This window comes from Streptococcus oralis subsp. dentisani (genome assembly GCF_007475365.1).
In the GTDB taxonomy this organism is placed as follows: Bacteria; Bacillota; Bacilli; order Lactobacillales; family Streptococcaceae; genus Streptococcus; species Streptococcus mitis_AX.
The window spans coordinates 1,713,035-1,738,650 of the sequence record NZ_CP034442.1; the positions used below are offsets into that span (position 1 = coordinate 1,713,035).

Here is a 25,616-nt window from a genome sequence, read left to right on the forward strand (position 1 = left end):
AGGAAAAACATTCATAAAAACACGTTTAGATAGAAAATTCAGAAAATTGCTTCTTTTGTCTTGAAAATTTTTGAAAAAATGGTATGATAGTAACAAGCTATTTTTAAGAGAAGAGAAAGGGGAACAATGGAAAAAATCAGTTTAGACGCTCCTAAGACGGGATCGGATCTAGTTTTGGAAACCCTCCGTGATTTAGGAATTGATACCATATTTGGTTATCCTGGTGGGGCTGTCTTGCCTTTATATGATGCGATTTATAATTTCAAAGGCATACGCCACATCTTGGGTCGCCATGAACAAGGCTGTTTGCATGAAGCTGAAGGTTATGCCAAATCAACTGGAAAGTTGGGCGTTGCCGTCGTCACGAGTGGACCGGGAGCAACAAATGCCATTACAGGAATCGCGGATGCCATGAGCGATAGCGTTCCCCTCTTGGTCTTTACGGGACAAGTCGCTCGAGCAGGCATTGGGAAGGATGCCTTTCAGGAGGCGGATATTGTCGGTATTACCATGCCCATTACCAAGTACAATTACCAAGTCCGTGAAACGGCTGACATTCCTCGTATCATTACGGAAGCTGTGCATATCGCAACGACTGGTCGTCCAGGTCCAGTTGTAATTGACTTGCCAAAGGATGTATCTGCCTTAGAGACGGACTTCATCTATTCACCAGAGGTAAATTTACCAAGCTATCAACCGACGCTTGATCCGAATGACATGCAAATCAAGAAAATCTTGAAACAATTGTCTAAGGCTAAGAAACCTGTATTGCTAGCTGGTGGCGGGGTTAGTTATGCAGAAGCGGCTGCCGAGCTCAATGAGTTTGCTGAACGTTACCAAATTCCAGTCGTGACCAGTCTTTTGGGGCAAGGTACGATTGCGACTAGCCATCCGCTCTTCCTAGGAATGGGAGGTATGCACGGTTCTTTCGCAGCTAACATTGCCATGACCGAAGCGGACTTTATGATTAGTATTGGTTGCCGTTTCGATGACCGCTTAACTGGAAATCCTAAGACCTTTGCTAAAAATGCCAAGGTTGCTCATATCGACATTGACCCAGCTGAGATTGGTAAGATTATCAGTGCAGATATTCCAGTGGTCGGGGACGCTAAGAAAGCTTTGCAGATGCTTTTAGCAGAACCAACTGTTCATAACAATACTGAAAAGTGGATTGACAAAGTTACCAAGGACAAGAATCGTGTTCGTTCTTATGATAAGAAAGAACGTGTGGTTCAACCTCAGGCCGTTATTGAACGCATCGGCGAGTTGACGAATGGAGATGCCATTGTTGTCACTGACGTAGGGCAACATCAAATGTGGACAGCTCAGTATTATCCTTACCAAAATGAGCGTCAATTAGTCACTTCAGGTGGTTTGGGTACCATGGGGTTCGGAGTTCCTGCAGCTATCGGAGCCAAGATTGCCAATCCAGAAAAAGAAGTAGTTCTTTTTGTCGGTGATGGTGGTTTCCAAATGACCAACCAAGAACTAGCTATCCTAAACATCTACAAGGTGCCGATTAAGGTTGTCATGTTGAATAACCACTCCCTGGGAATGGTTCGTCAGTGGCAAGAATCCTTCTATGAGGGTAGAACTTCAGAGTCGGTCTTTGACACTCTTCCTGACTTCCAGCTGATGGCACAGGCTTACGGCATTAAAAATTATAAATTTGACAATCCAGAAACGATAGAAAAAGATCTAGAGGCTATTCTGGAGGATGTGCCGATGTTTATCGAGGTGGATATTTCTCGTAAGGAACAGGTCTTACCGATGGTACCAGCTGGTAAGAGCAATCATGAGATGTTGGGGGTGAAGTTCCATGCGTAGAATGTTAACAGCAAAACTACAAAATCGTTCAGGAGTCCTCAATCGCTTTACAGGTGTCCTATCTCGTCGTCAGGTCAACATTGAGAGTATCTCAGTTGGTGCGACAGAGAATCCTGATGTATCACGGATTACTATCATTATCGATGTAGCTTCACACGACGAAGTAGAGCAAATTATCAAGCAACTCAATCGTCAGATTGATGTGATTCGCATTCGAGATATCACAGATAAACCACACTTGGAAAGAGAGGTTATCTTGGTGAAGGTATCTGCTCCTGCTGAAAAGCGTGCAGAAATCTTGGCCATTATCCAACCTTTCCGTGCAACGGTAGTAGATGTGGCTCCAAGCTCCATCACTATTCAGATGACGGGAAATGCTGAAAAGAGTGAAGCTTTATTGCGAGTGATTCGACCATACGGTATTAAAAATATCGCTCGTACGGGTGCAACTGGATTTACCCGCGATTAAAAATCCAGCTTAAATTTGGTAAAACCGCCTAAGAGGCAATAAATAATAGAAAAGAGAGAAAAACTATGGCAGTTCAAATGGAATACGAAAAAGATGTTAAAGTAGCAGCGCTTGACGGTAAAAAAATCGCCGTTATCGGTTATGGTTCACAAGGACATGCGCATGCGCAAAACTTGCGCGATTCAGGTCGTGATGTCATCATTGGTGTGCGTCCAGGTAAATCTTTTGACAAAGCAAAAGAAGATGGATTTGACACTTACACAGTAGCAGAAGCAACTAAATTGGCTGACGTTATCATGATCTTGGCGCCAGACGAAATCCAACAAGAATTGTACGAAGCAGAAATCGCTCCAAACTTGGAAGCTGGAAACGCAGTTGGATTTGCTCATGGTTTCAACATTCACTTTGAATTTATCAAAGTTCCTGCAGATGTAGATGTCTTCATGTGTGCTCCTAAAGGGCCAGGACACTTGGTGCGCCGTACTTATGAAGAAGGATTTGGTGTTCCAGCTCTTTATGCAGTCTACCAAGACGCCACAGGAAATGCGAAAAACATTGCTATGGACTGGTGTAAAGGTGTTGGAGCAGCTCGTGTAGGTTTGCTTGAAACAACTTACAAAGAAGAAACTGAAGAAGATTTGTTTGGTGAACAAGCTGTACTTTGTGGTGGTTTGACTGCCCTTATCGAAGCAGGTTTTGAAGTCTTGACAGAAGCAGGCTATGCCCCAGAATTGGCTTACTTTGAAGTTCTTCATGAAATGAAATTGATCGTTGACTTGATTTATGAAGGTGGATTCAAGAAAATGCGTCAATCTATTTCAAATACTGCTGAGTACGGTGACTATGTATCAGGCCCACGTGTGATTACTGAGCAAGTTAAAGAAAACATGAAAGCAGTTCTTGCAGACATCCAAAATGGTACATTTGCAAATGACTTTGTAAATGACTACAAGGCTGGTCGTCCAAAACTCACTGCTTACCGTGAACAAGCAGCTAATCTTGAAATTGAAAAAGTTGGTGCTGAATTACGTAAAGCAATGCCTTTCGTTGGTAAAAACGATGACGATGCTTTCAAAATCTATAACTAATTCTTAGAATAAAAACAGAAGGCGAGTTGGGGGGTACCTAACTCGCTTTTTACCTTGTAAAGTATTTGAGGAGGAGACATGCTAAGTGCAACAGATGTGGTGAAAGCCCACAAAGTTTTGAGTGGTGTAGTAGTTGATACACCACTAGAATATGATCATTATTTATCGGAGAAGTATGGTGCTAAGATTTATTTGAAGAAGGAAAATGCCCAGCGTGTTCGTTCCTTTAAGATTCGCGGAGCCTATTATGCCATTTCTCAACTATCAAAAGAAGAACGTGAGCGTGGTGTAGTCTGTGCCTCTGCGGGAAATCATGCCCAAGGTGTCGCCTATACTTGTAAGGAGATGAAGATTCCTGCAACAATTTTTATGCCCATCACAACACCGCAACAAAAGATTGGGCAGGTTCGCTTTTTTGGTGGAGAGTTTGTGACAATCAAGTTGGTTGGGGATACCTTTGATGCTTCTGCTAAGGCAGCGCAAGAGTTTACGTTGTCAGAAAACCGTACCTTCATTGATCCTTTTGATGATATCCATGTTCAGGCTGGTCAAGGGACTGTAGCCTATGAAATTCTTGAAGAAGCCCGTAAAGAGTCTATTGATTTTGATACAGTACTAGTTCCGGTAGGTGGTGGCGGACTGATTGCAGGGGTTTCGACCTATATCAAAGAAACCAATCCCGCTATCGAAGTAATTGGTGTAGAAGCCAATGGTGCCCGTTCGATGAAGGCAGCCTTTGAGGCTGGAGGACCAGTTAAACTCAAAGAAATTGACAAATTTGCTGATGGAATAGCTGTGCAGAAAGTTGGGCAGTTGACTTATGAAGCAACTCGTCAGAATGTTGAAACTCTTATTGGAGTAGATGAGGGTTTGATTTCGGAGACCTTGATTGATCTTTATTCCAAGCAAGGAATTGTCGCCGAACCTGCTGGAGCGGCCAGCATTGCAGCCTTGGAAGTTCTATCGGACTATATCAAAGGTAAGACCATTTGTTGTATCATCTCTGGAGGGAACAACGACATCAACCGTATGCCGGAGATGGAAGAACGTGCCTTGATTTATGATGGCATCAAGCATTACTTTGTTGTGAACTTCCCACAGCGTCCAGGAGCTCTACGGGAGTTTGTAAATGACATTTTGGGGCCAAATGATGACATCACTCGTTTTGAATATATCAAACGAGCAAGCAAGGGGACAGGGCCAGTCTTGATTGGGATTGCTCTTGCTGATAAGCATGATTATGCTGGCTTGATTCATCGGATGGAAAAGTTTGACCCATCTTATATCAATCTGAATGGAAATGAGACCTTGTATAATATGCTAGTCTAAAATAAATTTGCTATCATATTATTTGCCAATTTCCTATAATGATGCTATAATGATGGTGACGAAAGGGGGAGATTCCCATGGTTTTACATGTTTTACTTGTTCTCTTTATTCTAGTGCTGATTGCATCAGCGATTATTATCAGCTCTGTATATGTTGTAAGGCAACAGTCTGTCGCTATTATCGAGCGTTTTGGTAAATACCAAAAGTTGAGTAATAGTGGTATTCATGTACGAGCACCTTTTGGAATCGATAGAATTGCGGCCAGGGTACAGTTACGTCTATTGCAAAGTGAGATCGTCGTGGAAACAAAAACACAAGATAATGTATTTGTGACCATGAATGTGGCGACTCAGTATCGAGTGAATGAAAACAATGTCACAGATGCTTACTATAAACTAATGAGACCAGAAGCTCAAATCAAATCCTATATTGAGGATGCCTTGCGTTCGTCTGTACCGAAATTGACCTTGGATGAACTCTTTGAGAAAAAAGATGAAATCGCATTAGAAGTTCAAAAGCAAGTAGCAGAAGAAATGTCTACATATGGTTACATCATTGTAAAAACACTGATTACGAAGGTTGAGCCTGACGCTGAAGTGAAACAATCAATGAATGAAATCAATGCTGCCCAACGTAAGAGAGTCGCTGCGCAAGAACTTGCAGAAGCAGATAAGATTAAAATCGTGACAGCGGCAGAAGCAGAGGCAGAAAAAGATCGCCTACACGGGGTAGGGATTGCAGAACAGCGTAAGGCTATTGTTGACGGACTTGCTGATTCTATTCAAGAATTAAAAGGAGCCAATGTTGAACTCACGGAAGCCCAGATTATGTCCATTCTATTAACAAATCAGTATTTGGATACTTTGAATAATTTCGCAGACAATAAGGGCAATAACACCATCTTCCTACCAGCAAATCCTGATGGAGTTGAAGATATACGAACAAGCATATTATCAGCTTTAAAAGCTAAGTAATAACAATTCATTATTTGTTTTCAATAAGTAGATGTTTTTTGGATAATCCTAAAAGAATGGATATATTTCAGTATCGTAAAGAATAAAATAGGAGAAAAACATGGCTAAATCAAACTTTGAAAAAGTAGAATCAGTTGTTGGCTGGGTTCGTGATAAGAAAATCACAGGTTACCGTATCTCTAAGGAAACAAATGCACGTGAAATGTCAATCATTGCTTTGGCACAAGGTCGTGCAAAAGTGAAAAATATTTCATTTGAAACAGCCCTAGGCTTGATTGATTTTTATGACAAGAATCATGAAAAATTTGAAGATTAAACTAGGCTTAAAGGCAGATTCTTAAAATGGATCTGCCTTTTGTTTGGCAAAGAGTTAGTAAAAAGACTACATATTTTATGCAGTCTTTGTTTGTTATTTGAGATAGCGCTGAAGAAACTCTCGCGTCCGTTCTTCTTTAGGGTTCGTGAAGAGGTCTTCTGGATTGCCTTCTTCAGCAATGACGCCCTTATCCATAAAGATGACACGGTGAGAGACATCGCGGGCAAACTCCATTTCGTGGGTTACGACAATCATGGTCAATCCTTCCTGAGCCAGGTCTTGCATGATTTTAAGGACTTCACCGACCATTTCTGGATCCAGAGCAGATGTTGGTTCGTCAAAGAGAATGGCATCAGGATTCATAGAGAGGGCGCGAGCGATGGCTACACGTTGCTTCTGACCACCAGAGAGTTGTTTTGGTTTGGCTTGCCAATAGCGTTCACCCATGCCAACTTTTTCAAGATTTTCTTTGGCAATTTTTTCAGCTTCAGAGCGTTCTCGTTTAAGGACAGTCGTTTGGGCGACGATCGTATTTTCGAGAACATCGAGGTTTTCAAAGAGATTGAAGGATTGAAAAACCATTCCGAGCTTTTCACGATAGTGAGTAAGGTCATAGCCTTTTGCAAGGACGTTTTCTCCTCGGTAGAGAATTTCCCCCTCAGTAGGTGTTTCAAGTAGGTTGATAGAACGTAGGAAGGTTGATTTTCCGCTTCCTGAGCTCCCGATGATGGAGATAACCTCTCCTTTGTGGACTGACAGAGAGATGTCTTTTAAGACTTCATTTTGTCCATAGGATTTTTTGAGGTGTTTAATTTCAAGAATGGGTTGATTCATTATTTCAAGTCCTCCGTTTGCATTTGATTAGCACCTGTAGTGTAGGTATCCATGTCCATGCGTCTTTCGATGAAGCGCAAGATACGGGTCACTGTGAAGGTGAGGACAAAGTAAATCACGGCGATGATTGTAAATGTCTGGAAGTATTGATAAGTTTGGGTGGCCACAGTATTACCAGAGAAGTAGAGTTCTACCACAGAGATAACATTCAGTACAGAGGTATCTTTGATATTGATGACAAACTCATTACCAGTAGCAGGTAAGATATTGCGAACGACCTGAGGGAGGACAACCTTGCGCATGGTTTGATTATGGGTCATACCAAGAGCAGTTGCGGCTTCAAATTGTCCCTTGTCGACTGCTAGGATACCTCCACGGACGATTTCTGTCATGTAGGCACCCGTGTTGATTGAAACGATGAAGATGGCAGCCAGTGTACGGTCAAGGTTAATACCGAAGGCTTGTGCTGTACCGTAGTAGATAACCATAGATTGAACGATCATAGGCGTACCACGGAAAATTTCAATATAGACATTAAGGATCCAGCCAAGTAGTTTTTGCAAGCCATAGATGGCCTTGTTTTCAGATAGAGGGGCCGTACGGAAGACTCCGATTGCAAGCCCGATAATAAGCCCTGCGATGGTTCCGATAATGGAGATCAAGAGTGTGATGCCAGCACCACGCAGGAGTTGTTGCCAGTTTTCAGAAAGGATCTTAGCGACTTGACTAAAGAAGCTACTTTCTTCCTCAGTTGTTGTCGCCTCCACTGGCTGCTCTTTAATCATCCGATCCATGAGAGCTACTTGTTCGTCCTTGGAAATGGTTTCGATGCTGGCATTGATTTGGCTGATACGGCTGTCATCTTTACGAAGACCAATGGCAATAGCGGTGTCTTCTTCGCCAGTTTTGAAACCTGGTTGAGGTTGAATCATTTTGAACTTAGCGTTGGCAGATTCAGCGGTCAGGGCTTCAGGGCGTTCTGAAACATAGGCATCGATGACACCTGCTTCAAGTGCTTGACGCATCTGAGCAAAATCCCCCATGGCTGTTTCTTTTTTGGCACCTGGAATTTGAGGAATCAGGTCATAAAGGTAAACGCCTTGTTGAGATGTGATTTTTGCTCCGCTAAAGTCGTTTAAAGATTTGGCGTTGGCATAGGCGGAGTCCTTTTTGACCAATAGAACAGGTTCACTAGTATAGTAACTGCTTGAAAAGGCAATTTCTTGTTTACGTTCAGCCGTTGGGCTCATACCTGCAATGATCATATCGATTTTGCCAGAAGTAAGAGCAGGAACAAGTCCTTCCCACTTGGTTTTAACGACTAAAGGTTCCTTACCTAAATCTTTGGCAATCTTTTTGGCGATTTGGACATCGTAGCCGTTGGCATATTGGTTGGTACCGTCAATTTTAACAGCACCGTTACTATCATCGTCTTGGGTCCAGTTGAAGGGGGCGTAAGCTGCCTCCATCCCGATGCGTAAATATTCGTCAGCTTGAACCTGGCTAACTAATCCCAGTGTAAGGGCTAGGCTAGCGAGGATAGATAAGCATAATTTTTTCATGTTTTCTCCTATTTCTAGTCTAAAAATGACTTCTCTCTATTGTATCGAAAAATAGTGAGATTTTCAATACAAGTAAGCCTTTACTTATAAAAAATGATATAATGTTAAAAAGAGAAAGGGAACCGATTATGAAAAAAAGATGGCTGTTGGCTTTGGTATTTGCTTATTTATTATTTATACCGAGCCTGGTTTTTGCAGTAGATTTTGATATCTTATCCTATCAGGGCGATTTGAATATTCATGCAGATAATACTGCAATTTTTAAGGAAACAATTACCTACCGCTTTGGAGATGATTATAATGGTCAGTTAGTTGGACTCGGAAAAGCTGGGAAAATGCCAGAAGGATTTGACATTGATCCCGACCCGACCGTTCAGGTCTCTAAAAATGGAAGAATTGTTCAAAATTTTTCCTTCTATACTATGGAGGAAGAGGACGGCTATAAGGTAAAAATTTACAATGCTGGATATGCCGGAGATACTGTTCGGGTAACGGTTACCTGGAAACTAACAAACCTTCTCTTCTTATATAAGGATATCGCTGAGCTAAATTGGCAACCCTTGACCGATAGTACTGGAGACATCAAAGAGGTTGAGTTCAAGGTTAGCTCAGATACTCCAGCAGAGAAACTCTATTTTCATGCAGGCCAACTCCTAAGGGACTCTAGTGTTGAAAAAGTAAATAATTTCTATCATGTCAAAATGAAAGACCTTCCTAGAAAGCGGCAGATCGAATTACACGCTTACTGGCCAAGAAGCGCTTTTGCAGGAGCTCCAGATCAGGGATTAGAGGAAGAACGTTTAACCGATTTTAACCGAATTGAAAGCAAAATAGCAACAGAAAAAGCACAAAGTGAGATTATGATGAAATGGGTGTTCCCCATCATTTTTATGAGCCTCTTACTTCTAGTTCCTCTCTTTTATAAGATGTTTCGTCAGAGTACAAGCATTAAAAAGGTCTTTCCGAAAGATCATCGACTTTACGAACCACCAATGGATTTGCCTCCAATGGTTTTAGCAGAAGCAGTGTATTCAACTTCCTTAGAGGAAGTCAATCCCTTAAACAAATCAGGGTTTGGTAAATTTACTTTTGAACGTTTGATTCAGGCAACCTTGTTGGATTTAGTAGATAGAGGTCATTTATCTATTTTCCAAGGGGAAGAGGAGCCCTATGTGCGAATTATCAGTGAAAAGGGTTTGTCCAATTTTGAGAAGGAATGCCTGCGCATGATCCTGTCAAATAAAAAAGAATCGGCTATTTCAGAGCTCTTTCCTGATTACCAAGTTTCATCTTCCCTATACCGTGGTGCCAAAGAGTCAGATGAAAAACATATCCGAGAAACAGGATTGCGCCTTAAGCGCTCCTTTGAAGGAAGACTTCAACGCATTCATTCTTGTGTCAAGGATAAGGTCCGTGTACTCCGTATTCCAAGCTACTATCGTCCTTTGACAAGTGAGGAACGCCGTCTTGCTCTCGGGATGCGGGTCTGTTCAGCCATAACAGCTCTGGGTGGATTGCTTTTCTTTTATTATAGTTGGCAAACACATGGCTTCTTTTCGATCCCGTTTCTACTTTTAGGATTGACAGGATTAGGGGCTAGTTTCTGGGTTTATCTTGCCACGCGAGGTGCCTATCGCGATGGAGTTCTAACAGAGGAAGGAGCAGAGATCTTCTATCTCTGGACGAGTTTTGAAAATATGCTTCGGGATATTGCTCATCTGGATCAGGCCGAGCTAGAGAGCATCGTCCTTTGGAACCGTCTACTGGTCTATGCAACTCTTTTTGGTTATGCCAAGAAGGTGAGCAAGTTAATGAAAGTCCGCCATATCCAGCTTGAAAATCCAGATTTGAATCTTTATGTAGCCTATGGTTGGCACTCACAGTTCTACACCTCAACTGCACAAATCAAACAATATACTGCTGTCGCAAATACAGCTAGCAATTACTCCGTCTCTTCTGGAAGTGGAAGTTCGGGTGGAGGATTCTCAGGAGGCGGTGGCGGTGGCAGCATCGGCGCCTTCTAGAAAAAATCTATCGCAACACCCGAAATTATGCTATAATAGAGGACAGAAAAAGGAGTAATGTATGTATTTTATTGAAATTTTGAAGTCAATCTTTTTTGGGATTGTTGAAGGAATTACAGAATGGTTACCAATTTCAAGTACAGGTCACTTGATTTTGGTTGAAGAATTTGTACAATACAAGGACCAAAATGAAGCCTTTATGTCCATGTTTAATGTTGTCATTCAGCTTGGTGCCATTTTAGCAGTTATGGTCATTTACTTTAACAAGCTTAATCCTTTCAAACCTGGTAAAACTAAGGTAGAAGTTCGTAGAACTTGGCAATTGTGGTCAAAAGTTCTCGTTGCAACCTTGCCTTTACTATTGGTCTTTAAGTTAGATGATTGGTTTGATGCTAACTTCCATAATATGGTTTCAGTTGCGATCATGTTGATTATCTATGGTGTTGCCTTTATCTATCTTGAAAAAAGAAATAAGGCCCAAGCTATTGAACCAACAGTAACAGAGCTAGACAAGTTGCCTTATAAAACAGCTCTTTACATCGGACTTTTCCAAGTTCTAGCCCTTTTCCCGGGGACAAGCCGTTCTGGTGCCACTATCGTCGGTGGTTTGTTGAATGGAACAAGTCGCTCTGTCGTAACAGAGTTTACCTTCTATCTCGGAATTCCTGTTATGTTCGGAGCCAGTGCTTTAAAGATTTTCAAATTTATTAAAGCAGGTCAACTCTTGAGTTTTGGTCAACTATTCTTGCTTTTGGTCGCTATGGGAGTTGCCTTTGCGGTCAGCATGGTTGCTATTCGTTTCTTGACCAGCTATGTGAAGAAGCACGACTTTACACTCTTTGGTAAATACCGTATTGTACTCGGTAGCGTCTTGTTGCTTTATAGTTTTGTACGTTTATTTGTATAAGAAAAAGCTTGAAGGAATCTCCCTTCAAGCTTTTTAAAATCCTGTCACTGTGATTCCTAGTAGACGAACGCCTTTCTCTTTTTCAGCTAGTTCTTCGTAGAGTTGAATGGCAGTTTGAGAAATCTGACTAGCGTCCTGTGTTGCTTGTGAGAGGCTTTTCCGCCTAGTTAGAGTGGAGAAGTCAGCGTAACGAATCTTTAGGATAATGATTTTTCCAGCTTTGTCCTGCTTGCTGAGATTGAGGGCTACTTTTTCAGATAGAAGAGTCAGCTCTTTTTTAATATCTTCTTCAGCTTGGAGAATCTTTCCATAGGTTTTCTCCTTGCCGATGGACTTACGAATGCGATTGGACTTGACTGGAGAATTGTGAATTCCACGAGCCTTTCGATAAAGGTCAAAACCGAGTCTGCCAAACCGATCGATTAAAGTGACTTCAGAAACGTCTAATAAGTCTGCGCCAGTATAAATACCCATTTCATGAAGGCGTTCAACTGTTTTTTTGCCCACGCCATGGAATTTAGCAATGTCCATTTGTTTGAGAAAATCTTGAGCTTGTTCTGGGAGGATAACTGTCAAACCATGTGGCTTTTGATAATCGCTGGCCATTTTAGCTAGAAATTTGTTATAAGAAACACCTGCAGAAGCAGTCAGGTGTAGTTCCTGCCAGATATCTTGTTGAATGAGACGAGCTATTTTGACAGCTGACTTGATACCAAGTTTATTTTCCGTCACATCCAAGTAGGCTTCGTCAATACTCATAGGTTCAATCAGGTCGGTGTAACGTTTAAAAATAGCTCGAATCTCAAGTCCCACAGTTTTGTATTTTTCATAATTTCCCGAGATAAAGACGGCTTGAGGACAACGCTCATAAGCTTCTTTAGAACTCATGGCTGAATGAACACCAAAAGCTCGCGCCTCGTAGCTACAAGTAGACACAACTCCTCGTCCGCCTGTTTGTCTGGGGTCACTCCCAATGATAACAGGTTTGCCCTTTAACTTAGGATTATCTCTTATTTCCACCGCAGCAAAAAAGGCATCCATGTCGATATGGATGATTTTTCTGGACAAATCATTAATCAATGGAAATATGAGCATTTTGCTTCCTTTCTAATGTCATTTTTTATTCATTATACCTTTTTTTCTGAAAAAATGGAAAAGAGTACTCATTCTTTCAAATATATAATACAGATTGAACCGAAAAACAGACTGTATTAGAAAAGAAAGTGATAAAAAAGCCTTTCTTTGCTTGTTGAAATCGGTTACTGTATGGTATACTGGTCTCATGAATGTAACAGATGACTGTTACTAGAAAGAAAAATGAGGACATTAACATGGTTGTTAAGACAGTTGTTGAAGCACAAGACATTTTTGACAAAGCTTGGGAAGGCTTCAAAGGCGTAGATTGGAAAGAAAAAGCAAGTATCTCTCGCTTCGTTCAAGCTAACTACACACCTTACGATGGAGATGAAAGCTTCCTTGCTGGACCAACAGAACGTTCACTTCACATCAAAAAGATTGTAGAAGAAACTAAGGCACACTACGAAGAAACTCGTTTCCCAATGGACACTCGTCCAACATCTATTGCTGATATTCCTGCTGGATTTATCGACAAAGAAAACGAATTGATCTTTGGTATCCAAAACGATGAACTCTTCAAATTGAACTTCATGCCAAAAGGTGGTATCCGTATGGCTGAAACTACTTTGAAAGAAAATGGATACGAACCAGACCCAGCTGTTCACGAAATCTTTACTAAATACGTAACAACAGTTAACGATGGTATCTTCCGTGCCTACACTTCAAACATCCGTCGCGCTCGTCACGCTCATACTGTAACTGGTCTTCCAGATGCCTACTCACGTGGACGTATCATCGGTGTTTACGCACGTCTTGCTCTTTACGGTGCAGACTACTTGATGCAAGAAAAAGTAAACGACTGGAATGCGATCAAAGAAATTGATGAAGAAACAATCCGTCTTCGTGAAGAAGTAAACCTTCAATACCAAGCATTGCAACAAGTTGTTCGCTTGGGTGACCTTTACGGAGTTGATGTCCGCAAACCAGCGATGAACACGAAAGAAGCAATCCAATGGGTTAACATCGCCTTCATGGCTGTCTGCCGTGTTATCAACGGTGCTGCAACATCTCTAGGACGTGTACCAATCGTATTGGATATCTTTGCAGAACGTGACCTTGCTCGTGGTACATTTACTGAATCAGAAATCCAAGAATTCGTTGATGATTTCGTTATGAAACTTCGCACAGTTAAATTTGCTCGTACAAAAGCTTATGACCAATTGTACTCAGGTGACCCAACTTTCATCACAACTTCTATGGCTGGTATGGGTAACGACGGTCGTCACCGTGTTACTAAGATGGACTACCGTTTCTTAAACACTCTTGACAACATCGGTAACTCTCCAGAACCAAACTTGACAGTTCTTTGGACTGATAAATTGCCATACAACTTCCGTCGCTACTGTATGCACATGAGCCACAAACACTCTTCTATCCAATACGAAGGTGTAACAACAATGGCTAAAGACGGATACGGAGAAATGAGCTGTATCTCATGCTGTGTGTCACCACTTGACCCAGAAAACGAAGATCAACGCCACAACATCCAGTACTTCGGTGCTCGTGTAAACGTTTTGAAAGCCCTTCTTACTGGTTTGAACGGTGGTTACGACGATGTTCACAAAGACTACAAAGTATTTGACATCGATCCTATCCGTGACGAAGTTCTTGAATTCGAATCAGTTAAAGCTAACTTTGAAAAATCACTTGACTGGTTGACTGACACTTACGTAGATGCTTTGAACATCATCCACTACATGACTGACAAGTACAACTATGAAGCTGTTCAAATGGCCTTCTTGCCAACTAAACAACGTGCCAACATGGGATTCGGTATCTGTGGATTTGCTAATACTGTTGATACATTGTCAGCGATTAAATATGCTACTGTTAAACCAATTCGTGATGAAGATGGATACATCTACGATTACGAAACAATTGGTGAGTACCCACGTTGGGGTGAAGATGACCCACGTTCAAACGAATTGGCAGAATGGTTGATCGAAGCTTATACAACTCGTCTACGTAGCCACAAACTTTACAAAGACGCAGAAGCTACAGTATCACTATTGACAATCACATCTAACGTTGCTTACTCTAAACAAACTGGTAACTCACCAGTCCACAAAGGTGTATACCTCAACGAAGATGGTTCTGTGAACTTGTCTAAACTTGAATTCTTCTCACCAGGTGCGAACCCATCTAACAAAGCTAAAGGTGGATGGTTGCAAAACTTGAACTCACTTGCTAGCCTTGACTTTGGTTACGCAGCTGACGGTATCTCATTGACAACTCAAGTTTCACCTCGCGCTCTTGGTAAGACTCGTGACGAACAAGTTGATAACTTGGTAACAATCCTTGATGGTTACTTTGAAAACGGTGGACAACACGTTAACTTGAACGTTATGGACTTGAACGATGTTTACGAAAAGATCATGTCAGGTGAAGACGTTATCGTACGTATCTCTGGATACTGTGTAAACACTAAATACCTCACTCCAGAACAAAAAACTGAATTGACACAACGTGTCTTCCACGAAGTTCTTTCAATGGATGACGCATTGAGCTAAGATTCAATTGTAACAGAGAAAAGCCAGTCGATATGACTGGCTTTTTTTTGTACTTCAAAAAATTTTCAAAAATAGTCAAATTTGGTCAAAAAGTTATTGACTTTTACTGACCAATGTGGTATAGTAGAAACATAAGGAAAATGAATTCCTTAAAAAGCTCATTTTCAAGAAATTAGTCTTTGAGAATGAGGTATAGAATCCCAAGGAAGGGGTGAGGCCTATGTTTAATCTAACAGACTTTAAAAAGAAGATGATAAAAGGCTTATTTAAAAAAGAAAAACCAGAAATTATACGTAGGGTAGCTAGTTAGCTAGTCTAAAATTTTTAAAACAAAGGTCAAAGATAGTCAATATCAGAGATCGCAAATAATTAAGAATAAACGAGGTAAAGAATATGAACAACAACTTTAACAACATGGATGATTTATTTAACCAATTGATGGGAGGTATGCGAGGATATAGTTCTGAAAATCGTCGCTACTTGATTAATGGACGTGAAGTGACACCTGAGGAATTTGCTCAGTATCGTGCAACTGGTCAATTACCAAGAAATGCAGAATCTGATGCGCAAATGCAACAACACGCTTCAGGTATGAAACAAGACGGTGTCCTTGCTAAACTAGGTCGTAACCTGACAGCGGAAGCTCGTGAGGGCAAGTTGGATCCTGTTATCGGACGAAACAAGGAAATTCAAGAAACATCTGAAATCCTCTCACGTCGTACGAAAAATAATCCTGTTCTAGTCGGAGATGCAGGTGTTGGTAAGACAGCCGTTGTCGAAGGTCTAGCACAAGCGATTGTGAATGGAGATGTTCCGGCTGCCATCAAGAACAAGGAAATTATTTCTATTGATATCTCAGGTCTTGAGGCTGGTACTCAATACCGTGGTAGCTTTGAAGAAAACGTTCAAAATCTAGTCAACGAAGTGAAAGAAGCAGGAAATATCATCCTCTTCTTTGATGAAATTCACCAAATCCTTGGTGCTGGTTCAATCGGAGGCGATAGTGGTTCTAAAGGTCTTGCAGATATTCTCAAACCAGCTCTCTCTCGAGGTGAGTTGACAGTTATCGGGGCAACGACTCAAGACGAATATCGTAACACTATCTTGAAAAATGCAGCTCTTGCTCGTCGTTTCAACGAAGTCAAGGTCAATGCTCCTTCAGCAGAGGATACCTTTAAAATCCTTCAAGGGATTCGTGACCTCTATCAACAACATCACAATGTTATCTTGCCAGACGAAGTCTTAAAAGCAGCAGTGGATTATTCTATCCAATACATTCCACAACGCAGCTTGCCAGATAAGGCTATCGACCTTGTCGATGTAACGGCAGCTCACTTGGCAGCTCAACATCCTGTAACAGATGTGCATGCTGTTGAACGGGAAATTGAAGCAGAAAAAGACAAGCAAGAAAAAGCAGTTGAGGCAGAAGACTTTGAAGCAGCTCTCAATGCTAAAACACGTATTGCAGAATTAGAGAAAAAAGTCGAAAACCACACAGAAGACATGAAAGTAACTGCAAGCATCAACGATGTGGCTGAGTCTGTAGAACGAATGACAGGTATTCCGGTATCTCAAATGGGAGCATCCGACATCGAACGTTTGAAAGATATGGCTCATCGTTTGGAACACAAGGTTATCGGTCAAGATAAGGCAGTTGAAGCAGTAGCTCGTGCTATCCGTCGTAACCGTGCAGGTTTTGATGAAGGCAATCGCCCAATCGGTAGCTTCCTCTTTGTAGGGCCTACTGGGGTTGGTAAGACGGAGCTTGCTAAACAATTGGCGCTTGATATGTTTGGAACCAAGGATGCGATCATCCGTTTGGATATGTCTGAATACAGTGACCGCACAGCTGTTTCTAAGTTGATCGGTACAACAGCTGGTTATGTTGGGTATGATGACAATAGCAATACCTTGACAGAACGTGTTCGTCGCAATCCATACTCTATCATTCTCTTGGACGAGATTGAAAAAGCTGATCCTCAAGTAATCACCCTTCTCCTCCAAGTCTTGGATGATGGTCGTTTGACTGACGGTCAAGGAAATACCGTTAACTTTAAAAACACTGTCATTATCGCAACATCAAATGCTGGATTTGGCTATGAAGCCAACTTGACGGAAGATGCGGATAAACCAGAATTAATGGATCGTTTGAAACCATTCTTCCGTCCAGAATTCCTTAACCGCTTTAACGCAGTTATCGAGTTCTCACACTTGAATAAGGAAGACCTTTCTAAGATTGTGGACTTGATGTTGGCGGAAGTCAACCAAACCTTGGCTAAGAAAGACATTGATTTGGAAGTCAGCCAAGCAGCTAAGGACTTTATCACAGAAGAAGGTTATGACGAAGTCATGGGTGTTCGTCCACTCCGCCGTGTGGTTGAACAACAAATTCGTGATAAGGTAACAGATTTCCACTTGGATCATCTAGATGCCAAACATTTGGAAGCAGACATGGAAGATGGCGTTTTGGTCATTCGTGAAAAAGCCTAACTCGAGATTTTGAGAATAAAAATAAGGAACTAGCTAAAAAGCTGGTTCCTTATTGTGTTTAGATGATATGACGCTCAAAGGCATCATCTGAGATTCCTTGTTCCAAGATGAGTTTCGCCCATTCTTTAGCAGAAAAGAGGCTGTGGTCCTTGTAATTACCGCAAGATTCGATGGTTGTTCCAGGGACATCTTCCCAAGTGGTAGTCTCAGCAATTTCCTTGAGCGAATCCTTGATAACGGCCGCGATTTCAGCACTGGTATGACGTCCCCACATAATCATGTGAAAACCTGTACGGCAGCCAAATGGCGAACAGTCAATCATGCCGTCAATGCGGGTACGGATGAGTTTGGCCAAGAGGTGCTCGATAGTGTGAAGGCCAGCGGTAGGGATAGAGTCCTCATTTGGCTGTACCAAGCGAATATCAAAATTGGAGATGACGTCTCCCTTTGGCCCTATTTCTTCTCCAATCAAGCGGACATAGGGTGCTTTAACAATGGTGTGGTCAAGTTCAAAACTTTCAACAATAACTTCTTTTGACATGGTCGTTCCTTTCAGTTTTCTTCTTTCATTATATCATAAAGCCTGCTCTTGATGGAGTTTAATAAATGACTTTTTGAGACTAGCATTATAACAAAGTCTCCATACAAAACCCTCAGGATTATAAAGATAAAGGAAAAGAAAAACTGAGTTCTTTCTAATGAAGCTAGAGTGACTTTTGAAAGGTGGGATCATCTTTTAGAATTTTTGCTCGATCTCTGAACTAATTCTGAACTAGATTGGGTATACTGGAGAAAATAAAGATAAAGGAGTTCAGTATGGAACATATGGTGAAAATAGAAGGAGTCTGCAAGAAGCATGGCAGCAAGCAGATTTTGGAAGATATTTCTTTTACAGCTAGAAGCGGTCGGATTACAGCTTTTCTGGGTCCAAATGGTGCAGGGAAAAGTTCGACCTTGAGGATTCTCTTGGGGTTAGATCGGGCGACAGCAGGGACGGCGACTTTTGATGGGCAAACCTATCAGTCAATGACTTATCCGCTCAGAACGGTAGGTGCAGCCTTTGATGGCATTGGCGGTCTGCCAAATCGAAAGGTCTATGACCACTTAAGGATTATTGCGGCGAGTAATGCTATTCCCAAGTCTCGGATCAATGAGGTTTTAGAGATGACTGGAATCGCTCATAAGAGGAAGGACCTCTTGTCAAGCCTGTCTCTGGGGGAAGGTCAGCGGCTGGGTTTGGCTGCAGCTTTGCTGGGTGATCCTCAGTTTCTTATATTAGATGAGCCGACTAATGGGCTGGATCCAAGTGGGATCAAGTGGTTTAGAAAGTTCATCCGTCAGCAGGCTGATTTAGGGAAAACGGTACTTCTATCTTCTCATATCCTGTCAGAGGTGCAAATGGTGACAGATGATGTAGTCTTGATTCATCATGGGCGCATTATTGAGCAGGGACGATTAGAAGAGGTGCTGCAAGATTCAGACAGTCTAGAAGATCTCTTCTTTGATTTGACAGAGGAGGTATAAGATGAAAGAAACGATGTCCTTATTGCATTCAGAATGGTTGAAAATTTGCTCAACCAAGGCTTTCAAAGTGAGTATGGCATTCATGCTGCTCTTGGTGCCTGTCGTATCCTGGTTGGAGGGCCGACAGTATCTGTCTATCGGCTTGGATGCTACACCTGAGACGGTTCCTAATCTGATAAACGCCATTGATCCGCTGGAATATCTAGGTCTCAACGGGGCCTCTATGGCAGTCATGGTTTTGGTCATCTTAGCTGGAATTTTGGGAGCTATGGAATTTCAGTCTCATAGCTTGAGAACCAGTCTTTTATCCTGTAATAACCGCCTGAAGCTGCTTGTGGGGAAACTCATGACCTTTACTTGCTTTTCTCTTGCCATTAGCTTTTTATCAATTTACTTTAGTTATATGGTCATGCATTTCGCTTTAGGAAAGGAAGGGCTTGATCCGATTCTGCTCAATCAGGCAGCTTGGAGTTTGATTTTGTGGAAAACCTTATCCCTAACCTTATTAGGAATCCTTTCATTTTTGTTAGGTTTATTGGCTCGGACCATGCTAGTTCCTCTGCTTTTTCTCATACCCCAGATCTATAATCTGGGAAACTACCTGGCAGCTCACACGAGTTGGGGGGGTTATTTGCCACAGCCAGCAGGAGAGTTGTTTGCTGCAACGCCAACTTCCCAATATGCTAACAATCCCTTGCAAGGGCTGTTGATACTTGGTGCATGGCTGCTAGTCATCGGCGGCATGGCTTCTCTGCGCTTTTTGAAGACGGATTTAGGAGGGCGATACTGATGATAAAAGCTCTGCTTAAAAGTGAATGGATTAAGTTCCGTTCTTACTATCTCGCTCTTGGTGCAGCCTTGGTGGTTCTGGTAGTCGTTCCTTTTTTCCTGATGAATCTTGACTACAGTCAGACAGCAGTTGGTCAGACGAAGGCTCTGAGCGAGGTTTTGCATGCCCTCTATCTGGCGCAGCCTGTCATCGTCATCTTCACTTCTCTCTATTTTGCCCAAGAGTTTGTCAATTCTGGGATGCGAACGAATTTTCTAACCGTATCAAATAGAAAGGCTTGGTTGGCTGGGAAATTCCTTTTTCTGGCCTTGCTGCTCTTGGTTCTCTACAGTGTCATGATAGGCAGTTGTTTCCTTGTTATGCTGGCTCGTTTTGACCTAAGCTTTAGCTGGTCCTTACTAGGGAAATTTCTTTATTACAGCTCTTTTGGTCTTCTCAGCAATATTTTTCTGGCTTTTTTAACTGCCGGCCTCGCTTTGCTCTTTCAATCTTGGGTTGTGCCGGTGTCGGTGCTCTTTCCTCTCTTGATTGGTCTCAGCCGTTTATTGGCAACGTTCATCAAGGAGGCAAAGTACCTGCCCGATCTGGCTACCCTAAATCTTTTTGAGTATGAAGGGCTTCAGCAGTCAATAGATCTCTCAGGGCTGGGGATACAGCTTTTATGGTTAGCTTTGGTTTGGAGCTCTGCCATATTTTTAACCTTGAAACGAGATGTTCGCTAGAGGTATGCTATAATGGAACTCATGAGACAGTATCGTATTTTGGTAGTTGATGACGACCGGAGCATTTTGAAGCTAGTAAAAAACGTCCTAGAGCTAGATGCTTATGATGTGACGACGCTTGATCGGATAGAAGAGCTAGATTTGACGCATTTTGTCGGATATGACTTGATTCTGCTGGATGTGATGATGGAGCCTGTTAACGGTTTTGAGCTGTGTTCCTACATTCGTCCTCATCTTTCGTGTCCGATCATCTTTTTGACGGCTAAGGAGTTAGAGGCGGACAAGGTGGAAGGGCTCTTTCGCGGAGCAGATGACTATATTGTCAAGCCTTTTGGAACCAAAGAATTGCTGGCGCGTGTCAGAGCTCATCTTCGGCGGGAGGAAAGACGTGAGGAGCGATATTCTGAAATTGCTTCTTGTCAATTTTATCTAGAGCGCTATGAAGTTGCCTGTTTTGGTAAAGTCTTGAAATTTTCAGAGCGTGAGTTTAAGTTACTGCATTTACTTGCTAGCAATCCCAAGCAGACCTTCTCAGCTGAACGCCTGCATACCTTGCTTTACCCAGAAAGCTCAGAAACACAGCTTCGCTCCATCTCAGAATACGTATATCAGATTCGCCAAAAATGTAAACAAGAAGGGCTACAAGCAATCGCAACAGTGAGAGGAGTAGGCTATAGATGGCAATTAGAACCCGAAATTTCAAAAGCCTAGTCTGGACAACCAGTTTAAAAATCGTCTTTTTTCATGTTTTGATTTTTGTGCTTATAGGTTATGAATTTACACAAGGCAACGATTATGCCCTTTTCACCTTGTTCTTCTGGGCAGGGAGCTTGCTGCTGATTACTTTTTATCATATTTTGAAATTGCTCCGAAAAATCGACAGGGAAATAAAAATGCTAAAGAGCGAGAAGTTTTTAGAAGAAAATCAAAGCCAGCTTTTTCGGATCGAGGAAATGCTAGAAGTTTATAGCGATTTACGAAGCAGCCACCAAGAAAATGCTCGTCTTCTAAAAAGAGAGCAGCAGCATAATCAGGAATTGATTTTACAGCTATCAGCGACATCGCACGATTTGAAGACGCCCCTAACTGTGATTAAGGGGAATGCTGAGCTCTTGGAGTTGGCGCAGTTGGGTCAGCCACAGGCAGACTATGCTGCTGAGATTTTGCAGGCCAGTCACAAGATGGAAGAGTATTGTGGCTCTTTGATTGATTACGCTAAGACTTTTCAGATTGATTCTAATCAGTTCAGTCAGCTTTCCTTGGAGGACTTTTTGGCTTCTTTACAGGACGACTGGGCGCTGTTCAGCAAACAGGAAAGCTATCGTTTTTCTCTCCAAGAAGATTGTGAGCCTGGTCTGATTTTGTCAGTTCATTTGGACTATCTCAAGCGAGCTTTGCTCAATATTTTACTAAATGCGCTTGAACATGCTAATCAGGACCAAAAGGAAGTGAAGCTGACGGTATCAGTGCAGCAGGACCAGTTGGTTTTTGCTATCTGGAACAATGGCCCTACATTTTCAGAGGAGATGCTGCTGGGAGCAGATCAGCTCTTTTACCAGAGTGACCAAAGCCGCAATTCAGCTAATCCCCATCATGGTATCGGCTTAGCCTTTTCTAAGCAGGTAGCTTTCTTGCACGGTGGTCGTCTGACCCTGCTCAATCCAGACCAAGGAGGCGCCTGTGTCGAGTTGACAACTTCATTGAAATAAATGAGAATGGAAAATCATAAAAACGCATAATATCAAGTGTTCAAAAGCCTTGATATTATGCGTTTTATCTTTTATCATGTAAAGATTTACTGGATTTTTCCCTCGAATTGAGTTTTATCCAGCCTTGTTTATTTACTTCCGATACAAACGGTCGTATTGGTAGAATGGGTCAAAGGTAACGTTGATACCCAATTTGCGTAGGACATTCTTGTCTTCATCGGTCAAGATGATGGTTGAGTGAGCTTCGCTTCCTTTGAGGTTACCAAGTTCCTTCATTGCGCGCGCAGCATCAGGATTTTCCATAGCTGTGATGGCAAGTGCAATCAAAATCTCATTTGAGTGGAGGCGAGGATTGCGACTGCCTAGATGGTTAATCTTGAGACCTTGAATTGGTTTGACAACTTCAGGCTCGATTAGTTTCACTTCCTTAGCGATGTCAGCAGATTTCTTGATAGCATTGATCAAGGCAGCGGCTGTAGGGCCAAAGAGTTCTGAGTTTTTACCAGTGACAATGTCGCCAGATGGCAATTCAAGAGCCAGAGCAGGTCCACCAGTTTCGTCAGCTTTTTGGCGTGCAGCAACAGCAACCTTGCGGTCTGCAGGTGTGATACCGAGGTCGTTCATGAGAAGTTCAATCTTCTTGACAGCAGTTTCTCCGACTTTTTCAGCTTTAAAATCAAGGACTGTTTGATAGTAACGGCGAATGATTTCTTGTTTAGAGGCTTCGATAGCAGCTTCATTATCTGTAATAGCAAAGCCAACCATGTTGACACCCATGTCTGTTGGTGAAGCGTATGGAGATTCACCGAGAATGCGTTCCAACATACGTTTGAGTACTGGGAAGATTTCAATGTCACGATTGTAGTTGACAGTGGTTTCTCCATGGGTTTGGAGATGGAAGGGGTCAATCATGTTGACATCGTCAAGGTCTGCTGTGGCAGCCTCATAAGCCAAGTTAACAGGGTGATGAAGGGGCAGGTTCCAGACTGGGAAGGTTTCAAACTTAGCGTAGCCAGACTTGATACCATTGATTTGGTCGTGGTACATGTTTGACATACAAGTGGCCAATTTTCCAGAACCTGGCCCAGGAGCTGTTACGACGATCAAGTTGCGACTGGTTTTGATGTAGTCATTTTTTCCCATACCTTCAGGAGAAATGATGTGGTCCATATCCGTCGGATATCCTTTGATTGGATAATGAAGATAAGAATCAATCCCGTTTTTATCTAACTGGTTGCGGAAGGCATCTGCAGCGGGTTGTCCAGCGTACTGTGTGATGACAACGGAGCCAACAAAAATTCCCAGCTCATTGAATTTGTCAATCAAACGAAGAACTTCTTGGTCATAGGAAATGTCCAAGTCACCTCGTGCTTTGGAATGTTCAATGTTGCTAGCATTAATGGCGATCACAACTTCAACCTGCTCTTTCAATTCTTGTAAGAGCTTGATTTTGTTGTCAGGCTCATAACCAGGAAGGACACGAGCAGCGTGGAAATCTTCTAACATTTTGCCGCCAAACTCCAAGTAGAGCTTGCCGTCAAATTGGTTGATGCGCTCCAAAATGTGGTCGCGCTGTAGATTCAAATATTGTTCAGAACTAAAAGCTTGTTTTTTCATTTTTTTACCTCTGACCTCTATTATAATAAAAAATTGGAAGTTAGGAAACTATGGAGTTAAAAAAGGAATCAAAAAGATTAGGCAAACGCTTGCACTAAGTTTAAAAAAGCGCTATCATAGACTATAGATTATTAAAATAATGAGGTAAGATGATGCAAGAAAAATGGTGGCACAATGCCGTAGTCTATCAAGTCTATCCAAAGAGTTTTATGGACAGCAACGGAGATGGGATTGGCGATTTGCCAGGAATTACTAGTAAGTTAGACTATCTGTCTAAGTTAGGAATCACAGCGATTTGGCTTTCTCCTGTTTATGACAGCCCTATGGACGATAATGGCTATGATATTGCTGATTATCAAGCGATTGCAGCTATTTTTGGAACCATGGAGGACATGGACCAACTGATCGCAGAAGCTAAGAAACGTGGTATTCGAATTATCATGGACTTAGTGGTCAATCATACCTCAGATGAACATGCTTGGTTTGTCGAAGCCTGTGAAAATCCCGACAGCCCTGAGCGAGACTACTATATCTGGCGAGATGAGCCCAATGATTTGGAGTCTATCTTTAGTGGATCTGCTTGGGAATACGATGAAAAGTCAGGCCAATACTATCTCCACTTTTTCAGCAAGAAACAGCCGGATCTCAACTGGGAGAATGAAAAACTGCGCCAGAAAATTTATGAGATGATGAACTTCTGGATTGATAAAGGCATTGGTGGTTTCCGTATGGATGTCATTGACATGATTGGGAAAATTCCTGACGAGAAGGTAGTCAATAATGGTCCCATGCTCCATCCCTATCTCAAGGAAATGAATCAGGCGACTTTTGGAGATAAAGATCTATTGACGGTAGGAGAGACCTGGGGAGCAACGCCAGAGATTGCTAAGCTCTACTCGGATCCAAAGGGACAAGAATTGTCTATGGTCTTCCAGTTTGAACACATCTGTCTTCAGTATCAGGAAGGGCAACCTAAGTGGCACTATCAAAAAGAGCTAAATATCAGTAAGTTAAAAGAGATTTTTAACAAATGGCAGACAGAGTTAGGAGTTGAAGACGGCTGGAATTCCCTCTTCTGGAACAACCATGACCTTCCTCGCATTGTCTCTATCTGGGGAAATGACCAAGAATACCGTGAAAAATCTGCCAAAGCCTTTGCGATTTTGCTTCATCTTATGAGAGGGACTCCCTATATTTACCAAGGTGAGGAGATTGGGATGACCAATTATCCTTTTGAAACACTGGATCAAGTAGAGGACATAGAATCCCTCAACTATGCGCGTGAAGCTCTTGGAAAAGGCGTTCCGATGGAAGAAATTATGGACAGTATCCGTGTTATTGGTCGTGACAATGCCCGTACTCCGATGCAATGGGATGAGAGTAAAAATGCTGGTTTCTCAACAGGTAAACCTTGGTTGGCAGTTAATCCAAACTACGAAAAAATCAACGTTCAAGAAGCGCTGGCAAATCCAGATTCTATTTTCTATACTTATCAGAAGTTGATCCAGATCCGTAAGGAAAACAGTTGGCTGATTCGAGCTGATTTTGAACTACTCGATACGGCTGATAAGGTTTTTGCTTATATCCGTAAGGACGGTGAGCGCCGCTTCCTAGTTGTGGCTAACTTGTCCAATGAAAAACAAAACTTTTCAGTAGAAGGAAGAGTTAAGTCAATCTTGATTGAAAACACTACTGCTAAAGAAGCAGTTGAAAAACAAACCTTGGCTCCATGGGATGCCTTCTGTGTGGAAATGACTGACTAAAATGAGAGAACCTCAAGCTTCAAA

The 25,616-nt window shown here is 42.1% G+C and carries 21 protein-coding genes; 16 read left to right on the forward strand and 5 right to left on the reverse strand.

From position 1 onward, the window contains the following. Positions 1–126: 126 nt before the first annotated feature. The 6 genes from EJF26_RS08795 (at position 127) to EJF26_RS08820 (ending at position 6,003) form a co-directional block, all read left to right on the forward strand. On the forward strand, positions 127–1,827 hold the full coding sequence (locus EJF26_RS08795; protein ID WP_000411730.1) for an acetolactate synthase large subunit: 1,701 nt from the start codon (positions 127–129) through the stop codon (positions 1,825–1,827). After that, a complete protein-coding gene (gene ilvN / locus EJF26_RS08800; protein WP_001253806.1) occupies positions 1,820–2,296 on the forward strand; it encodes an acetolactate synthase small subunit in 477 nt (158 codons plus the stop codon). The genes EJF26_RS08795 and ilvN overlap by 8 nt, the downstream gene beginning before the upstream one ends. A 65-nt stretch (positions 2,297–2,361) precedes the next feature. After that, entirely contained in the window at positions 2,362–3,384 is a 1,023-nt protein-coding gene (gene ilvC / locus EJF26_RS08805) for a ketol-acid reductoisomerase (protein WP_000290685.1), read from the forward strand. 78 nt (positions 3,385–3,462) lie between these two features. Continuing rightward, on the forward strand, positions 3,463–4,713 hold the full coding sequence (gene ilvA / locus EJF26_RS08810; RefSeq protein WP_000947402.1) for a threonine ammonia-lyase IlvA: 1,251 nt from the start codon (positions 3,463–3,465) through the stop codon (positions 4,711–4,713). 77 nt (positions 4,714–4,790) lie between these two features. Beyond that, on the forward strand, positions 4,791–5,687 hold the full coding sequence (locus EJF26_RS08815) for an SPFH domain-containing protein (protein WP_000242874.1): 897 nt from the start codon (positions 4,791–4,793) through the stop codon (positions 5,685–5,687). 100 nt (positions 5,688–5,787) lie between these two features. After that, positions 5,788–6,003 carry a capsule biosynthesis transcriptional regulator gene (locus tag EJF26_RS08820; RefSeq protein ID WP_001130035.1) on the forward strand — a complete coding sequence of 72 codons (216 nt, stop codon included), beginning with the start codon at positions 5,788–5,790 and terminating at the stop codon, positions 6,001–6,003. 93 nt (positions 6,004–6,096) lie between these two features. Here EJF26_RS08820 and EJF26_RS08825 read toward each other — a convergent pair whose 3' ends face one another. Both EJF26_RS08825 and EJF26_RS08830 read right to left on the reverse strand, forming a co-directional pair. Further along, complete coding sequence (locus tag EJF26_RS08825) at positions 6,097–6,837, reverse strand: amino acid ABC transporter ATP-binding protein (RefSeq protein ID WP_001075498.1); 741 nt, start codon at positions 6,835–6,837, stop codon at positions 6,097–6,099. After that, on the reverse strand, positions 6,837–8,399 hold the full coding sequence (locus tag EJF26_RS08830; protein WP_000732050.1) for an ABC transporter substrate-binding protein/permease: 1,563 nt from the start codon (positions 8,397–8,399) through the stop codon (positions 6,837–6,839). The genes EJF26_RS08825 and EJF26_RS08830 overlap by 1 nt, the downstream gene beginning before the upstream one ends. Positions 8,400–8,527: 128 nt before the next feature. On the opposite strand from EJF26_RS08830, the gene EJF26_RS08835 reads away from it, so the two are divergent. Together EJF26_RS08835 and EJF26_RS08840 are read left to right on the forward strand one after the other, a co-directional pair. Continuing rightward, a complete protein-coding gene (locus EJF26_RS08835) occupies positions 8,528–10,423 on the forward strand; it encodes a DUF2207 domain-containing protein (protein ID WP_000747706.1) in 1,896 nt (631 codons plus the stop codon). A gap of 61 nt (positions 10,424–10,484) precedes the next feature. Beyond that, complete coding sequence (locus EJF26_RS08840; RefSeq protein WP_000273572.1) at positions 10,485–11,330, forward strand: undecaprenyl-diphosphate phosphatase; 846 nt, start codon at positions 10,485–10,487, stop codon at positions 11,328–11,330. Positions 11,331–11,363: 33 nt separating this feature from the next. Here the strand turns inward: EJF26_RS08840 and dinB are convergent, their stop codons facing one another. Then, on the reverse strand, positions 11,364–12,425 hold the full coding sequence (gene dinB, locus EJF26_RS08845) for a DNA polymerase IV (RefSeq protein WP_000904551.1): 1,062 nt from the start codon (positions 12,423–12,425) through the stop codon (positions 11,364–11,366). Positions 12,426–12,661: 236 nt separating this feature from the next. Between dinB and pflB the strand changes: the two genes are divergently transcribed. Further along, complete coding sequence (gene pflB / locus EJF26_RS08850; RefSeq protein WP_000260613.1) at positions 12,662–14,977, forward strand: formate C-acetyltransferase; 2,316 nt, start codon at positions 12,662–12,664, stop codon at positions 14,975–14,977. Positions 14,978–15,370: 393 nt separating this feature from the next. Further along, positions 15,371–17,467: an ATP-dependent Clp protease ATP-binding subunit gene (locus tag EJF26_RS08855; protein WP_001063460.1), complete on the forward strand. Its 2,097-nt coding sequence runs from the start codon at positions 15,371–15,373 to the stop codon at positions 17,465–17,467. Between the two features lie 58 nt (positions 17,468–17,525). On the opposite strand, the gene EJF26_RS08860 is transcribed toward EJF26_RS08855, so the two are convergent. Then, positions 17,526–18,008: an S-ribosylhomocysteine lyase gene (locus tag EJF26_RS08860; RefSeq protein ID WP_000032543.1), complete on the reverse strand. Its 483-nt coding sequence runs from the start codon at positions 18,006–18,008 to the stop codon at positions 17,526–17,528. 275 nt (positions 18,009–18,283) lie between these two features. Between EJF26_RS08860 and EJF26_RS08865 the strand changes: the two genes are divergently transcribed. Genes EJF26_RS08865 through EJF26_RS08885 form a run of 5 tightly spaced genes read left to right on the forward strand, consistent with a single transcriptional unit; the run spans position 18,284 to position 22,212 of the window. Further along, complete coding sequence (locus tag EJF26_RS08865; protein WP_000400711.1) at positions 18,284–18,991, forward strand: ABC transporter ATP-binding protein; 708 nt, start codon at positions 18,284–18,286, stop codon at positions 18,989–18,991. Between the two features lies 1 nt (position 18,992). Beyond that, the gene (locus tag EJF26_RS08870) at positions 18,993–19,781 is read left to right on the forward strand and encodes a lantibiotic ABC transporter permease (protein WP_000665371.1); all 789 of its coding nucleotides are present in this window, start codon (positions 18,993–18,995) and stop codon (positions 19,779–19,781) included. Then, complete coding sequence (locus EJF26_RS08875; protein ID WP_000588275.1) at positions 19,781–20,503, forward strand: hypothetical protein; 723 nt, start codon at positions 19,781–19,783, stop codon at positions 20,501–20,503. The genes EJF26_RS08870 and EJF26_RS08875 overlap by 1 nt, the downstream gene beginning before the upstream one ends. Positions 20,504–20,515: 12 nt before the next feature. Then, on the forward strand, positions 20,516–21,214 hold the full coding sequence (locus tag EJF26_RS08880) for a response regulator transcription factor (protein WP_000422321.1): 699 nt from the start codon (positions 20,516–20,518) through the stop codon (positions 21,212–21,214). Continuing rightward, on the forward strand, positions 21,181–22,212 hold the full coding sequence (locus tag EJF26_RS08885; RefSeq protein WP_001007869.1) for a sensor histidine kinase: 1,032 nt from the start codon (positions 21,181–21,183) through the stop codon (positions 22,210–22,212). The genes EJF26_RS08880 and EJF26_RS08885 overlap by 34 nt, the downstream gene beginning before the upstream one ends. Before the next feature lie 132 nt (positions 22,213–22,344). Here the strand turns inward: EJF26_RS08885 and EJF26_RS08890 are convergent, their stop codons facing one another. Continuing rightward, positions 22,345–23,829, reverse strand: a complete 1,485-nt coding sequence (locus EJF26_RS08890) for a DUF1846 domain-containing protein (RefSeq protein ID WP_000743567.1) — start codon at positions 23,827–23,829, stop codon at positions 22,345–22,347. A gap of 152 nt (positions 23,830–23,981) precedes the next feature. On the opposite strand from EJF26_RS08890, the gene EJF26_RS08895 reads away from it, so the two are divergent. Next, positions 23,982–25,592 carry a glycoside hydrolase family 13 protein gene (locus EJF26_RS08895; RefSeq protein ID WP_025168953.1) on the forward strand — a complete coding sequence of 537 codons (1,611 nt, stop codon included), beginning with the start codon at positions 23,982–23,984 and terminating at the stop codon, positions 25,590–25,592. Positions 25,593–25,616: the final 24 nt, after the last annotated feature.